Source organism: Mycolicibacterium llatzerense (assembly GCF_000878195.1).
GTDB lineage: Bacteria > Actinomycetota > Actinomycetes > Mycobacteriales > Mycobacteriaceae > Mycobacterium > Mycobacterium llatzerense.
In genome coordinates, this window is sequence record NZ_JXST01000024.1 from 1 (window position 1) to 14334 (window position 14334).

Genomic DNA, 14334 nt, shown 5'->3' on the forward strand with positions numbered 1-14334 from the left:
TGACCGGTGCCGCCTTCTTGGCGGGAGCAGCCTTCTTGGCCGGAGCCTTGGTGGCGGCGGCCTTCTTGGCCGGAGCGGCCTTCTTCGCGGGGGCAGCCTTCTTGGCGGCGCCACGCTTGGCCGGAGCGGCGGTGGCACCGCGCTTCACGGCGGGGCCATCAGCCGAAAGACGCTGTGCGCCAGCGACAACGGCCTTGAACTGCGCGCCCGGACGGAATGCCGGAACCGACGTCGGCTTCACCTTGACGGTTTCGCCGGTGCGCGGGTTGCGCGCGACGCGTGCGGCGCGGCGACGCTGCTCGAAGACGCCGAAGCCGGTGATGGTGACGCTCTCACCCTTGTGCACGGCGCGCACGATGGTGTCCACGATGTGCTCGACGGCCGCGGTGGCCTGACGACGATCGGTGCCCAACTTTTCTGTCAGGGCATCGATGAGTTCTGCTTTGTTCATCCAAAACCTCCGATTCAGTGGCCCTGGCTGGACCGACTACTGGACACGGTAAACCCAGTACCCGCCGATTTCCAAGAGCCACGCCCAATTTCGGGCGTTGCTATGACGGATTTCGGCAATCTGGTTGGCCCACTTGGGAGGTGTTGGCGGGTTTTTTGAACCTGGTTGCGGGGGCAGGGATTCGAGCTGCGCCCGAGTGCCGAAATGGCTCCGCAGGCCCTCGGACAGGACCTGCGGAGCGACTCGGTCAGGCCGGCAGAGTCCGGGGTTTGTAGCTCGGCCGGCTCGCCTCGAATGCTTCGATCTCCGAGAGTTTCCGCAGCGTAAGGCCTATATCGTCAAGACCTTCGAGCAGCCGCCATGCGGTGTAATCGTCAATCTTGAAGGGCAGCACGACCGTTCCCGCGGTCAAATTCCGATCTTGAAGATTCACAGTGATTTCCAGCCCTGGATTCTGCTCGATGAGCTTCCAGAGCAGTTCGACATCGTCCTGCGCGACCTCCGCGGCGAGCAATCCGGCCTTGCCAGAATTACCGCGAAAAATATCTGCGAAGCGCGACGAAATGACGACCCGGAATCCGTAATCCATCAACGCCCACACCGCATGTTCGCGCGACGAGCCGGTGCCGAAGTCGGGGCCGGCGACCAGAACTGAGCCCCGGTCGAACGGCGGCAGGTTGAGGATGAACGACGGATCGGTGCGCCACCCGGCGAACAGTCCGTCCTCGAAACCCGTTCGGGTGACCCGCTTCAGGTACACCGCGGGGATGATCTGGTCGGTGTCGACATTCGACCGGCGCAGCGGAACGCCGATTCCGGTGTGGGTGTGGAAAGCCTCCATTACAGTGCGCTCCTAGCTCAGATCAGCGGGTGAGGACAGGGTTCCGCGCACCGCGGTGGCGGCGGCGACGGCGGGTGACACCAGGTGGGTGCGGCCGCCCTTGCCTTGGCGGCCTTCGAAATTCCGGTTGGATGTCGACGCGCTGCGCTCACCCGGAGCCAGCTGATCGGGGTTCATGCCCAGACACATCGAGCAGCCTGCCTGCCGCCATTCGGCGCCGGCGGCGGTGAAAACCTCTCCCAAACCCTCGGTTTCGGCCTGCGCACGCACTGCCATCGACCCGGGCACCACCAGCATCCGCACCCCGTCGGCGACCTTGCGGCCACGCAGTACGTCGGCCACCACGCGTAGATCTTCGATCCGGCCGTTGGTGCAGGAACCGACGAACACGGTGTCCACGGCGATGTCCCGCATCGGCATGTTGGCCTGAAGGTCCATGTAGGCCAACGCTTTTTCCGCGGCCTGCCGCTCGCCCTCATCGAACATTTGTTCTGGGTCAGGAACATTCGCCGACAGCGGCACGCCCTGTCCGGGGTTGGTGCCCCACGTGACGAACGGGCTCAAGGAGGCTGCGTCGAGGTGCACCTCGGTGTCGAATTCGGCACCCTCGTCAGTACGTAACGCTGTCCACGCCGCCACAGCCGCGTCCCAATCCGCGCCCGTCGGCGCGTGCGGACGGCCCTTGAGGAACTCGAACGTCGTCTCGTCGGGAGCCACCATGCCGGCGCGGGCGCCGGCTTCGATGCTCATGTTGCAGATCGTCATCCGGCCTTCCATCGACAGCGATTCGATGGCGCTGCCGCGGTATTCGATGACGTGGCCCTGACCGCCACCGGTGCCGATCTTGGCGATCACCGCAAGGATGATGTCCTTGGCGCTGACACCCGGCGGCAGCTCGCCGTCGACGTTGACCGCCATGGTCTTGAACGGCTTGAGCGCCAGCGTCTGCGTGGCCAGCACATGCTCGACCTCGGACGTGCCGATGCCCATTGCGATGGCACCGAAGGCGCCGTGCGTCGAAGTGTGGCTGTCACCACACACCACCGTCATGCCGGGCTGGGTCAGACCCAGCTGCGGGCCGATGATGTGCACGATGCCCTGCTGCGCGTCACCCATCGAGTGCAGACGGATGCCGAATTCCGCGCAGTTGCGCCGCAGCGTCTCAACCTGGGTGCGTGACACGGGATCCGCGATCGGCTTGTCGATGTCGATGGTCGGGACATTGTGGTCCTCGGTCGCGATCGTGAGATCCGGACGATGCACGGGCCGGCCGGCGAGGCGCAGACCGTCGAACGCCTGCGGGCTGGTGACCTCATGCACGAGATGCAGATCTATATAGATGAGATCGGGCTCGCGGGCGGCGTCAACACCTTTACCCTCGACCACCACATGGTCCGCCCAGACCTTCTCCGCCATGGTGCGTGGCTTGTTCGTCATGACTGTGCAGTTCCTTCCGCGATACCCGGGGAGGCTGACCTACCGTCTCACGATGCGGGACGCTAGTATCTCCCTGTGAGACAGGATAGCGGCATCGGCGTCCTCGACAAAGCGGTGGGTGTGCTGCATTCAGTGGCTGAGTCACCGTGTGGACTGGCCGAACTGTGCACCCGCACCGGGCTGCCCCGGGCGACGGCCCACCGGCTGGCCGCGGGCCTCGAGGTCCACCGACTTCTGGCCCGCGACAACGAAGGACGGTGGCGGCTCGGCCCGGCACTGACCGAGCTGGCAGGGCAGGTCAACGACCCGCTGCTCAGCGCGGCGGGCGCGGTGCTCCCCCGGCTGCGCGAGATCACCGGCGAGAGCGTGCAGCTCTATCGCAGGGAAGGCCTGGCCCGGGTGTGCGTCATGGCCCTCGAACCGCCGTCCGGCCTGCGCGACACCGTGCCCGTCGGCAGTCGGCTACCGATGACCGCCGGCTCCGGCGCCAAAGTGCTGCTGGCATACAGCGATCCCGCAACCCAGCAGGCGGTGCTGCCGACCGCGAAATTCACCGATCGGGTGCTGGCCGAAGTCCGCCGGCGCGGCTGGGCACAGAGCGCCGCCGAACGCGAACCCGGCGTGGCCAGCGTCTCGGCACCCGTACGGGACAGCCGCGGTGCGGTGATCGCGGCAGTGTCGGTGTCCGGGCCGATCGACCGGATGGGCCGCCGCCCCGGCGTCCGCTGGGCCAGCGATCTGCTGGCCGCGGCCGAAGCGCTCACCCGCCGGCTCTGACGCAAACCAGCAAACCTTTGAATCCGCTGCATACGGCGACGACGACGGTCCTGATCACCTAAGTTCCTTAATGGACCCGGCAGGGCTGGGACGTACCGCTGTTGGAAAGTAGGTTTCATCGTGTCGCAGCCACCACAGTGGCTGGCAACCGCACGGATGCTGCGCCGCACGGGCTTCGGAACCACCGGAGCCCAGGTCGACGCTGTGGTCAAACAGGACTGGTCGGCCTACCTCGACTGGGTGCTGAGCCTCGATCCGAACGCAGACCCGGGCGCCGTGGCGACCCCGATGCCGAAATCGCCCATCCCGCAGTACCCGCCGTCAGGCGCATCGGCCACCGAGATCGCCGCCTTCGGCCAGGAGCTCGTGGCGCGCATGCAGGTGCTGTCCGGCTGGTGGCTGCGCCGCATGGCCGCGGTGCAGCAGCCCATCCACGAGAAGCTGACGCTGTTGTGGCACAACCACTTTGCCACCTCTGCAGAGAAGGTCAACGCCGCGCAGCTGATGGGTGAGCAGAACGAGAAGCTGCGGACCCTCAAACTCGGCGACTTCGGCAGCCTCGCCTGGGCCATGCTGACGGACGGTGCGATGCTGCACTGGCTGGACGGTGACGTCAACACCGCGGCGGCCCCCAACGAGAACCTGTCCCGGGAGTTCATGGAGCTCTTCACCATGGGACATGCCAACGGCTACACCGAGATCGACGTGAAAGAGGGCGCCAAGGCCCTCACCGGACGGCACCTGCGGCCCGACGGCAGCACCGCCGTCTACGCCGAACATCACGACGAGTCGGTCAAGACCGTGCTCGGTGTCACCGGCGACCTCACCGATACCGACTTCTGCAACATCGTGCTGCGTCAGCCCGCCTCAGCCGCTTTCGTCGCCGGAACCCTGTGGCGCCTACTGGCTTCGGACCAGCCGGCCTCCCCCGACACCGTGACCCGCCTGGTCGCCGCCTACGGCCCGAACCGGGATCTCAAGGCACTCACCAAGGCAGTGGTGCTCGATCCCGAGTTCACCAAGGCCGCGGGCACTGTCGTCAGCACTCCGGTCGAATGGTTGATGGGCATCGTGCGGTCGCTGGCGGTACCGCTCGACGACGACCACGTCCTCGCCGACCTCGACCAGGTGCTCCGGGTGATGGGTCAGCGCCCCTTCTATCCGCCGGACGTCGGCGGCTGGCCGCGCGGACAGCTCTGGTTGTCGACGAATAGTGCGGCAGCACGGGTCTGGGCCGCGAACCGGCTCCTGGCGCTCAGCGACATCAGCGCGGTCGAAAAGATGGCATCCAGTGAACGGATCGACGGCGTGGGGTACCTGTTCGGCATCGGCGCCTGGTCGGATCGCTCGGCGGCCGCCCTCAAACCATTGGTCTCCGATCCACACCGGCTGGTGGCAGCGGCCGTCATCACCCCCGAATACGTGACGTCCTAAAGAGATCCGATGCCCGAGTTCAATCGCCGCAAGTTCTTGATCGCCAGCGCCGGGGTCGGCGCGGCCGGTCTGCTCGGCGGAGTCGCCGCGGTGACCCTGCCCGATCTGCTCCACGAAGCCCAAGACCGCCCGCTGCAGGCCAACCAGGGCATCCTGGTGATCGTCACGCTGTACGGCGGCAATGACGGCCTCAACACGGTTATCCCATACGCGGACAACGCCTATCACGATGCCCGCCCCGAGCTCGCCTACCAGCCGGAGGAAGTGCTCCGGCTCGACCCCGCGTTCGGGCTCAACCCCGCGCTCACCGGGATGTCGAAGCTGTGGCAGTCCAACAAGCTCGCGATCGTGCGCGGTGTCGGCTACCCGAAGCCGGACCGCAGCCATTTCCGCTCCATGGACATCTGGCAGACCGCCAATCCCGTCGACGCCGTCACCAGCGGCTGGATCGGCCGCTGGCTGGACACCACCGGCGACGATCCGATCCGGGCCGTCAACATCGGCACCGTCCTGCCGCCGCTGGCCGTCGGCCAAAAGCACGTCGCGGCATCGCTTTCCGACTTCGTCCCGGCCATCCCGCCCGACGTCGCGCGGACCTTGGCCGCGCTGAGCACCGACGACCCGAACGACACCACCGCCATGAGCCAGGTGTGCGAGTCCTATCGGGCCAATCACTCCACCAACACCCGCTTCGCACCGGTGATCAACGGCCGCCTGCAGACCATCGGCCAGGCCGACAACCAGTTGGCCAACGACCTCGAACTGGTGGCCCGCTGCATCCGGGCCGGCGTGCCCACGCAGGTGTACATGACGCAGCTGCTGGGTTTCGATACACATGCCGACGAACGCGCCCCTCAGCAGGCGTTGCTCAAGACTCTCGACGACGCCCTGACGCCCTTCTTCCACAAGCTGCAGGGCACGCCCTACGGCCGCAACGTCGTGGTGTTGATGTACTCAGAATTCGGGCGGCGGGTCGCCGCCAATGCCTCACAGGGCACCGACCACGGCACCTCGGGGCCGGTGTTCATCGCGGGCACTCCCGTCACGGGCGGGTTCTACGGCGACGAGCCGAGCCTGACCGACCTGACCGACGGCGACCTCAAGACGACCGTCGACTTCCGTGACGTTTATCACGAACTGCTGTCCCGCACCCTCGGCGCGGACCCGGAGCCGTCGGTCGGCCGCGGACGGCGGGACATCGGATTCCTGACCGGCGGTAGGTAATACCCCGGACAAGACAAAACGCCGGACCTGTTGTCAGGTCCGGCGTTCGTACGTACCCCCGATGGGATTCGAACCCACGCTACCGCCGTGAGAGGGCGGCGTCCTAGGCCGCTAGACGACGGGGGCTAGAACTTCCGGAGCGTCAGCTTAGCCTAAGTGAGCTTGCTGACCTAATCGCTCCGGCAGCTGGGGTACCAGGACTCGAACCTAGAATGAGGGAATCAGAATCCCTAGTGTTGCCAATTACACCATACCCCATTTGATGCCTATCACCGCAGGTCACAGGCATCTTCGGACCGAATCGCCGAGCGGATGTTCGCCGCTTTTGCTTTCCGGGCCGACGAGCAGACTACCAAATAGTTGGCGCTGAATTAAATCGCCCGCTCACAGCCCGTTCCGGGCCGCCTGCAGCCGCGCCAGACTGCGGTCACGGCCCAGCAGTTCCATCGACTCGAACAGTGGTGGGCTGATGGCCGCGCCTGTGACCGCCACGCGGATGGGGCCGAACGCCTTGCGCGGCTTGAGTTCCAGGCCGTCGAGCAGCGCGGTCTTGAGCGCGGCTTCGATGTTGGCGGTGTTCCATTCGGTGACGGCGTCCAAGGCGCTCAGCGTGGCGTCCAGGACCTCCGCAGCCTCGGGCTTGAGTTCCTTGGCCGCCGACTTCTCGTCGATCGCGTAGGCGTCGTCGTTGAAGAACTTCACGAGTTCCCATGCGTCGCCGAGCACGACGATGCGGGTCTGGATCAACTCGGCCGCCGCGGCGAAACCCTTGTCGTCCAACGCGGTGTCGTGACCATGCGCGTCGAGGTACGCCTTGAGCCGCGCACTGAAGTCCTCCGGGGCCAGCCGGCGGATGTGCTCGGCGTTGATGGCGTCGGCCTTCTTCTGGTCGAATCGCGCCGGGTTCGAGTTGACGTTGGCCACATCGAAGGCGGCCACCATCTCGTCGAGGCTGAAGATGTCGTTGTCGTCGGCGATGCCCCAGCCCAACAGCGCCAGGTAGTTCAGCAGGCCCTCGGGAATGAAGCCACGATCGCGGTGCAGGAACAGGTTGGACTGCGGGTCGCGCTTGGACAGCTTCTTGTTGCCGTCACCGAGAACGCTTGGCAGATGGGCGAACTGGGGCACCGCATCAGCGACGCCGATCCGGATCAGCGCCTGGTACAGCGCGATCTGCCGCGGCGTCGACGGCAGCAGATCCTCGCCACGCAGCACGTGGGTGATCTTCATCAATGCGTCGTCGACAGGATTGACCAAGGTGTACAACGGATCTCCGCTCGCGCGGGTGATCGCGAAGTCCGGGACCACACCGGCGGCGAAGGTCGTCTCACCACGCACCAGGTCGGTCCAGGTGATGTCCTCGTCGGGCATCTTCAGACGCAGCACCGGCTTTCGGCCGTCCGCCTCGAAAGCGGCCTTCTGCTCGGCGGTCAGGTCCCGGTCGTAGTTGTCGTAGCCCAGCTTCGGGTTGCGGCCGGCCGCGAGGTGCCGGGCCTCGACCTCCTCGGGCGTCGAGTAGGCCTCGTAAACCTCACCCGCGGCAAGCAGTTTCGCGATGACGTCCCGGTAGAGGTCGCTGCGCTGCGATTGCCGGTACGGCTCGTACGGGCCGCCGACCTCGGGACCCTCATCCCAGTTCAGCCCAAGCCAGCGCAGCGCGTCGAGGATGGCGTTGTAGCTCTCCTCGCTGTCGCGCGCGGCGTCGGTGTCCTCGATCCGGAACACGAAGTCGCCGCCGGTGTGTCGCGCGTACGCCCAGTTGAAGAGCGCGGTGCGGACCAGGCCGACGTGCGGGGTGCCGGTCGGCGACGGACAGAAGCGGACCCTGACAGGTGTAGTCACGTTATTTCCCTTTGCGTACAACAGGATTGGAGAGCGTGCCGATGCCGTCGACGGTGATGCTGACGGTGTCGCCGTCCTCGATCGGGCCGACGCCCTCGGGCGTTCCGGTGAGGATGATGTCGCCGGGCAGCAGCGTCATGACGGCCGAGACCCATTCGATGATGGCGCCGACGTCATGCAGCAGCAGCGCGGTGTTGCTGTCCTGACGCTTCTGCCCGTTCACCTCGGTCCGGATGTCCAGATCCGCCGGATCGACGGCCGTCTCGATCCACGGGCCGATCGGGCAGAACGTGTCGTGCCCCTTGGCCCGCATCCACTGGCCGTCCTTCTGCTGCTGGTCACGCGCCGAGACGTCGTTGGCGATGGTGTAGCCGAGGATGAAGTCCTTGGCCTTGGCGGCCGGGACGTCCTTGCAGGGGCGCTCGATGACGACCGCCAGTTCACCCTCGTGGTGCACCGGGTTGGCGTCGGCGGGCAGCTGGATCGGGATGTTCGGCCCGATGATCGCGGTGTTGGGCTTGAGGAAGATCACCGGATCCTCGGGCGGCTCGCTGCCCATCTCGCGGGCGTGTGCCGCGTAGTTCTTGCCCATGCAGACCACCTTGCTGGCCAGGATCGGCGCCAGCAGCCGGACGTCGGCCAACGGCCACGACCGCCCGGTGAAGGTGGGGTTGCGGGACAGGTACTGCTCAGCGATTTCTTTGCAGACCGCATCGGAGTTCGGGTCGCCCTCGATCACCACAAAAGCGACGCCGTCTGGACTGGCAATTCGACCTAGGCGCATCCGCCCAGCCTAATGAGGCCCGCTGGTCAGCCCGCGAACTGGGCTTGCAGGAACGGCGTGGAGTCCGCCATCGAGGTCAGCACGGTGCTGGAGTGGTCGTCCTCCGGGTAGATCTCGAGCGTCACGTCCTGGCCGTTGGCCTTGAGCTGATCAGCGAACTTCAGCGTCGACGACGGCGGCACGTCACGGTCCTTGAGGCCCACCCCGAGGAAGATCGGCCGGTCGTAGCCGGCGACCGGCGTGCCCATGAAGTCGGCCAGTGCCCCGCGCATGCCAGGTAGCGAGGCCAGCGGCGCGGAGAAGAACTGCGGCGGCGTCATACCGGTCACGGCCGCGCTCAGCGGTGCGGTGCACAGCGTTTCGGCCTTGTCGGCAGCGGCCAGACCAGCGGGGTTGAGCACGCTGTTGACGTCCGGACGGACCTCCCGGAACCCGGCGAGGATGTAGGCGGTGTAGGCCGACGCGATGGGCCCGAGCCCGGGCGGCAGCACCATGTCGGGACCGGCCGTGATGACGACGTCATCGATGTTCGCCGGCGTGCCGGTCGCCACGACGCCGCGGTAGTCCAGGCCCGTCCCCTTACTGAATTCGGTGGCCCACCGCGCGCTCGCCACCGCCGCCGCGCCGCCCTGCGACTGGCCCACCAGCGCCCACTTCGGGGACAGCGGCAGGTCCAGGTGATGCGCGGCGATCACCGAGTCGATGATGGCGTGCGCCGTGGCGACACTGTTGAGGTAGCTCATCAGGCCCGGGGTGCCGAGACCCGTGTAGTCGGAACCGACCACGACGTACCCCTGGTCAAGCCAATGGGACAGGTACTCGTTGTCACGCGCACTGCGGGGCTGCGCCGAGGGCGTGCAGTCGTCGCCGAGGCCGACGGTGCCATGCGCCCAGGCGATGACGGGCCACCCACCCTGCGGCGCTTGGCCTTTCGGGACAAATACCGCTCCGGTACTGACTGCCGGCGAATTGTGTTGGTCGGTGGTCGAATACAGGATTCGGTAGGCGCGTGCCGCACCGGCGACCGACAGCTCGGGATCGAGCGGCACGCTCTGGATGAGCGCACCCGGGGGCGGCACCGGAGCCGCGAATGCTCGGGCGTCCAAACCTGACCAACGTGGCGGGGCCGCCGACGCCGTGGGCATCGGTGCCGCGATGAGTACCACTGCGGCCGCCATGACCGCCATCAATCGTGAAAGGTTCGCTCGCAGAGCCATGTCCAGACCCTAGTCGGTCTCATATTTTGAGATATTGATTCATATTTTGAGAAGCACGGTGGCACCATGAAGCCATGGCCACCAACGTCTCAGCCGCCCGCCGCTGGTCGATGCTGGTGATCGCGCTCGGCTCGACGATGTGCGCCAACGTCTTCATCAACGGCGCCGCGTTCCTGATCCCGACGCTGCACGGCGAACGCGGGCTGGACCTGTCAGGCGCCGGACTGGTGTCTGCCATGCCGAGCTTCGGCATGGTGCTGACGTTGATCGCGTGGGGCTGGGTCGTCGACCGGGTCGGCGAGCGGTTTGTGCTCACGGTCGGCGCGCTGTTGACCTCGTTGGCGGCGTTCGCAGCGGCGTGGGCCGATTCCTTGGTGGCGGTCGGCGCGTTCCTATTGCTGGGTGGCATGGCGGCCGCCAGCTCCAACTCTGCGAGCGGTCGATTGGTCGTCGGCTGGTTCCCACCGGAGCAGCGCGGCCTGGTGATGGGCATCCGCCAGACTGCGCAACCGCTGGGAGTTGGGTTGGGCGCCTTGGTGATTCCGCGACTGGCCGAGTCGTCAGGTGTGTCCGCCGCGCTGTTGTTCCCGGCCATCGCGTGTCTGGTCGCGGCCGTGGTGACGGCCGTGGGCGTCATCGATCCGCCTCGTCCGCACCGATCCTCCGCCCCCGCAACCGATCTGGCCAACCCGTACCGCGGATCGTCGGTGTTGGCCCGTATCCACGCGGTGTCGGTCCTGCTGGTGGTTCCCCAATGTCTGGTCTGGACCTTCGCACTGGTGTGGCTGATGACGGCGCACGGCTGGTCAGCCGGCGCGGCGGGCTTAATGGTGACCGTGGCCCAATTGTGCGGGGCCGCAGGGCGAATCGCTGCGGGCCGGTGGTCGGACGTGGTCGGCTCACGGCTGGGACCGGTGCGGATCATCGCCGTCTTTGCCGGAATTTCGATGGGCCTACTGGCATTGACCGACTATTTGCACTGGCCGGTGGCGGTTTTCGTGATGGTGGTGGCGTCGGTGGTCACAGTGACCGATAACGGGTTGTCCTTCACCGCGATTGCCGAAATCGCCGGGCCGTTCTGGAGCGGACGCGCACTGGGTGTGCAGAACACGTCGCAGTTGTTGACCACCGGCATCGTGCCGCCGGCGTTCGGGGCCCTGATTGGTGTCTTCGGTTTCCCGGCCGCGTTCGCGGTGTGCGCGCTGTTCCCCCTGCTGGCCGTGCCACTTGTTCCGGTCGCAGCAGATCCGTTGCGCAACAAGCCAGTTCCTAACGCCGACTCCTACGCCGAGCGTGGGGCCTGACGAGACGACACGCCGACGGGAACCTCGGTATCCCACACTCTCGGTATAGATCCGGCGAATCTGGGCGCTGCCCGCGTGCCGCGAAAAAGTGTCCGGACGTGGACACCATTCGCTATAGGGTGGATTTGGCACCAATTCGGCGAAAGTAGACCAGCAACGTATGCCTGCGCATCTCGAACCCGACGAATGGGGCGACGACCACAGCGACCTCGACGCACTCGGCTATGCCGCGGACGACGAGCCGGATGACCCCGACACCGAACTCGACACACTGGACTACGGTCCCGGCCACCAACCCGAGAACCCGGACACCGACCTCGACGCTCTTGCCGCCGATCCCCCGGACGTCGACGACGACACGGTCACACCCGTGACGGCCGCCAGCAACCCGGCCAACACCATCACCGTCACCGCGTATCTCACCGGCGTGATCGCGCGCGTCGACCTCGACAGCCGCGTCACGACGCTGACCGAGTCACAACTCGCCCAGCAGATTCAGGCGGTCGCCGAGGTCGCGGTGAAGCGCGCCTCCGCGGTCGTGCACATCGCGATGGTCAAGGTCCTCATGGACACCGGGATGGATTTTCTGCAGGCGCGGGACTTCGCCGAGAACATGCTGCCGTTCACCACGCCCGCGCAGGCCGACGCCGCCGCAGCCGAACTCGCCACCCGCTTCGCCGACAGTGACCCCGACCATGCCTGACGCCGACGGACGGACACCCCCGAAGCGGCGGGTCCAAAAATCCGTGCTCGGTGCCGCCGTTGCCGTCTGCTTGATCTGGGCCGTCTACAGCGCATGGGCAGGCCGCTATGTGACCGCCGTTGTGGCACTGGGTCTAGCGGCGTGGTGGTTCAACGCGCTAAGAACCCCATTCGCCATGGCCACCGCTGCTGCGGGATGCACCTACGATGCGAACGGCACCGTACTACGTCCCGACCAGCGACTTGAGCGTGCCGGACGGATGACATACGTCTTGGGGATCCCGGCGTGCGCGGCGATGGGGCTCCTCGGTATCTACGACATGGTGCAGCAAGGTATTTCGCCGCTGCACATATCGGACGGTGACAGTCCGGTCGAGGGCATCGCGCGCCTGTACAAGCTCGTCTTCGGGGTGTGCGCATTCGTCTTGATTCCCTTCTGGCTCAGCCAGCGCAAGAACGGGATGGGCTGGATCCGCCTGAACGCTGACGGATATCAGTTTCTCGACGGTCTGAAGAGGGGCAGCGGACACTGGAGCGACCTCGCGGCGGTGACCGACCAATTGGACGGAGTAGAGGGGCGCTTCACCCCGCTGGCGTTCCGGTCGACCGACGGCAAGGTGACGTCAATCCAGTCCTCGGCCATGTATGCCGGGCCCGACGGCCGTCCGCTGTATGAACTGGTGCGGTACTACTGGCAGCATCCCGAATCTCGGGGCGAACTCACCAACGGGCAAGCGCTCGAACGATTTACCCGGTATCGCGGCGATGCCGCGTCATCGAAGGGAACAAGCTGATGGGGACGATGGTCGACCTCTACAACTCCGCGAACTATTGGTACAGCGGCTACCAGCACGTCACCGGAATGGGCGAGAGTCCAGCCTGGTCGGCGGGCGGCATCGCCGCGGACTTCGTCGGATTCATGCAGCCCATCGGCCAGGCAACCGCACGCGCCCTCGGGGCCACGAAACAGGCAGCGGCGCTGGAGACTCCGATCATCGAAGCGGCCCTCACTGCGATGAACGTCATGAACAATCTGTGCGGGTTCGGCGGGCCCGACAAGGGCGAACAGTTCGCGCATGGATCCGATGCCTTCAATGCGGTGAAAGACGAGCTGGGGTCCTGCCGTCCGCCGGAAAGCTGGCAGGGCAGCAGTTCGGAAGCCTACGAGGACCGCAACTTCGAGCATCAGCAGCGAGCGGCGACATTGGCAGAGATCGACCGCACGGTGCATGACGTCCTCAAGAACGAAGCCGAGCAGGTCGACTCGACCCGGACCACCATCGACCACAAGCAAACCTGGCTCACGGCGTGTATCCCGCCCGCAGTCGCCGCCATGGCCATCGAACTGCCGCCCGGCGCCGGAATAGCGCTATCCATGACGATCCAGACCGCCGGCGTCGCAGCGACGCTGCCCTTCTGCCTGGAAGCATTCGCCCAGCTCGGCATTGACGCTGCGCACAACGCCACACTGATTCGCCGCGCCGGAGCTTCGTACGACCAGATCGCATCGGTAGCGCAGGCCGCCAACCAGGTAGGGAGCAGTCATGAGCGGTGAGTTGAAGGTCACGCCAACAGATTTGACCGAGCTGGCCGGGAAGAATCGAGAGGCAGCCGAGCATCTGGGCACCGCAGGCGCCGCGACCGAGGGCGCAACGGGAAGTGTTGTCCTCACCCACGGTCTGGTGTGCAGCCTCACTTCGGCCGCGCTCGGCTCGGCGCAGTCGTCGCGCGACTTTGCGGTCCGGGAGATGCAAGCCACCTCCAACAGCTTGGCCGGCCGACTCGACACTGCCGCGAGCAAATACGCTGCTACCGATGCCCACGAGGGCGCGGCACTGGACCAGCAGATGCCGCCTCGCTGAGAGTCGCCATCACCGGATGCCGAAAGGCAAGCCATGCCGATCAGCATTCGACCGCTGCCACCCGATCTCCGAACTCACTGCGGCTGAACATGATTCAGCTCTGGTCCGACGTATTCGTCATCGACGACTGGCGGTAGCCGAAACCCGGCTGCGCGAACCGTGGAGCTCAGTCAGTGCTGAGCGCCCACGAAGAACAGCACGAGCGTCGCCGCCAAACCGAACAGCGCCGCGAAGTACGCGCCGCGAGCCACGTCGTCAAACCGGGGCCGCACCGTCGCGACCAGCACGGCGACCGCGGCGACGAGCAGCGCGCCCGCCGGCGCGAAGAGCCAGAAATAGATCACCGGCGCCAGCGACATCGCGACCAGCCCGAGTACATAACCACCGAGCAGATACCGTGGATCGACCGTCTGCTCGGTGCGCGGATCGAGTGCGCTTTCATGCTCGTAGGACATGCTT

15 protein-coding genes and 2 tRNA genes are annotated in these 14334 nt (G+C 66.2%); 8 read left to right on the forward strand and 9 right to left on the reverse strand.

Going from position 1 to position 14334, the window contains the following annotated elements; all coding sequences use genetic code 11:
- The 3 genes from TL10_RS17275 to leuC form a co-directional block, all read right to left on the reverse strand.
- Nucleotides 1-451, reverse strand: a 451-nt coding sequence (locus tag TL10_RS17275; protein ID WP_043986573.1) for an HU family DNA-binding protein, incomplete at its 3' end; no start/stop codon positions are given.
- 247 nt (nt 452-698) lie between these two features.
- A complete protein-coding gene (gene leuD, locus TL10_RS17280; protein ID WP_043393330.1) occupies nt 699-1292 on the reverse strand; it encodes a 3-isopropylmalate dehydratase small subunit in 594 nt (197 codons plus the stop codon).
- A 12-nt stretch (nt 1293-1304) separates the two neighbouring features.
- Complete coding sequence (gene leuC / locus TL10_RS17285) at nt 1305-2729, reverse strand: 3-isopropylmalate dehydratase large subunit (protein ID WP_043986577.1); 1425 nt, start codon at nt 2727-2729, stop codon at nt 1305-1307.
- Nucleotides 2730-2804: 75 nt separating this feature from the next.
- Here leuC and TL10_RS17290 point away from each other — a divergent pair, with 75 nt between their 5' ends.
- From TL10_RS17290 to TL10_RS17300, 3 genes are all read left to right on the forward strand, one after another.
- On the forward strand, nt 2805-3506 hold the full coding sequence (locus tag TL10_RS17290) for an IclR family transcriptional regulator (protein WP_043393323.1): 702 nt from the start codon (nt 2805-2807) through the stop codon (nt 3504-3506).
- Nucleotides 3507-3626: 120 nt separating this feature from the next.
- The gene (locus tag TL10_RS17295) at nt 3627-4940 is read left to right on the forward strand and encodes a DUF1800 domain-containing protein (protein WP_318259798.1); all 1314 of its coding nucleotides are present in this window, start codon (nt 3627-3629) and stop codon (nt 4938-4940) included.
- 9 nt (nt 4941-4949) lie between these two features.
- Entirely contained in the window at nt 4950-6164 is a 1215-nt protein-coding gene (locus tag TL10_RS17300) for a DUF1501 domain-containing protein (RefSeq protein ID WP_043393317.1), read from the forward strand.
- Between the two features lie 53 nt (nt 6165-6217).
- On the opposite strand, the gene TL10_RS17305 is transcribed toward TL10_RS17300, so the two are convergent.
- The 5 genes from TL10_RS17305 to TL10_RS17325 form a co-directional block, all read right to left on the reverse strand.
- Nucleotides 6218-6290 (reverse strand) — tRNA-Glu (locus TL10_RS17305).
- A 60-nt stretch (nt 6291-6350) separates the two neighbouring features.
- Nucleotides 6351-6422 (reverse strand) — tRNA-Gln (locus tag TL10_RS17310).
- A gap of 126 nt (nt 6423-6548) precedes the next feature.
- Nucleotides 6549-8006 carry a glutamate--tRNA ligase gene (gene gltX, locus TL10_RS17315; RefSeq protein ID WP_043986579.1) on the reverse strand — a complete coding sequence of 486 codons (1458 nt, stop codon included), beginning with the start codon at nt 8004-8006 and terminating at the stop codon, nt 6549-6551.
- A gap of 1 nt (nt 8007) precedes the next feature.
- A complete protein-coding gene (locus TL10_RS17320) occupies nt 8008-8790 on the reverse strand; it encodes a fumarylacetoacetate hydrolase family protein (RefSeq protein ID WP_043393311.1) in 783 nt (260 codons plus the stop codon).
- 26 nt (nt 8791-8816) lie between these two features.
- A complete protein-coding gene (locus TL10_RS17325) occupies nt 8817-9968 on the reverse strand; it encodes an alpha/beta hydrolase family protein (RefSeq protein WP_110789116.1) in 1152 nt (383 codons plus the stop codon).
- A gap of 113 nt (nt 9969-10081) precedes the next feature.
- Between TL10_RS17325 and TL10_RS17330 the strand changes: the two genes are divergently transcribed.
- From TL10_RS17330 to TL10_RS17350, 5 genes are all read left to right on the forward strand, one after another.
- Nucleotides 10082-11311: an MFS transporter gene (locus TL10_RS17330; protein ID WP_043986580.1), complete on the forward strand. Its 1230-nt coding sequence runs from the start codon at nt 10082-10084 to the stop codon at nt 11309-11311.
- 160 nt (nt 11312-11471) lie between these two features.
- Nucleotides 11472-12014: a hypothetical protein gene (locus tag TL10_RS17335; RefSeq protein ID WP_052506449.1), complete on the forward strand. Its 543-nt coding sequence runs from the start codon at nt 11472-11474 to the stop codon at nt 12012-12014.
- A gap of 43 nt (nt 12015-12057) precedes the next feature.
- Nucleotides 12058-12807, forward strand: coding sequence for a hypothetical protein (locus tag TL10_RS17340; protein ID WP_131630758.1), 750 nt, complete (start codon nt 12058-12060; stop codon nt 12805-12807).
- Nucleotides 12807-13568 (forward strand): EspA/EspE family type VII secretion system effector, encoded by a 762-nt coding sequence (locus tag TL10_RS17345; protein WP_043986582.1) that lies wholly within the window; start codon nt 12807-12809, stop codon nt 13566-13568. Before TL10_RS17340 ends, TL10_RS17345 begins: the two co-directional genes overlap by 1 nt.
- Nucleotides 13558-13875 (forward strand): ESX-1 secretion-associated protein, encoded by a 318-nt coding sequence (locus TL10_RS17350; RefSeq protein WP_043986583.1) that lies wholly within the window; start codon nt 13558-13560, stop codon nt 13873-13875. The genes TL10_RS17345 and TL10_RS17350 overlap by 11 nt, the downstream gene beginning before the upstream one ends.
- Before the next feature lie 170 nt (nt 13876-14045).
- Here TL10_RS17350 and TL10_RS17355 read toward each other — a convergent pair whose 3' ends face one another.
- Nucleotides 14046-14330: a hypothetical protein gene (locus TL10_RS17355; RefSeq protein WP_043986584.1), complete on the reverse strand. Its 285-nt coding sequence runs from the start codon at nt 14328-14330 to the stop codon at nt 14046-14048.
- Nucleotides 14331-14334 lie beyond the last annotated feature (4 nt).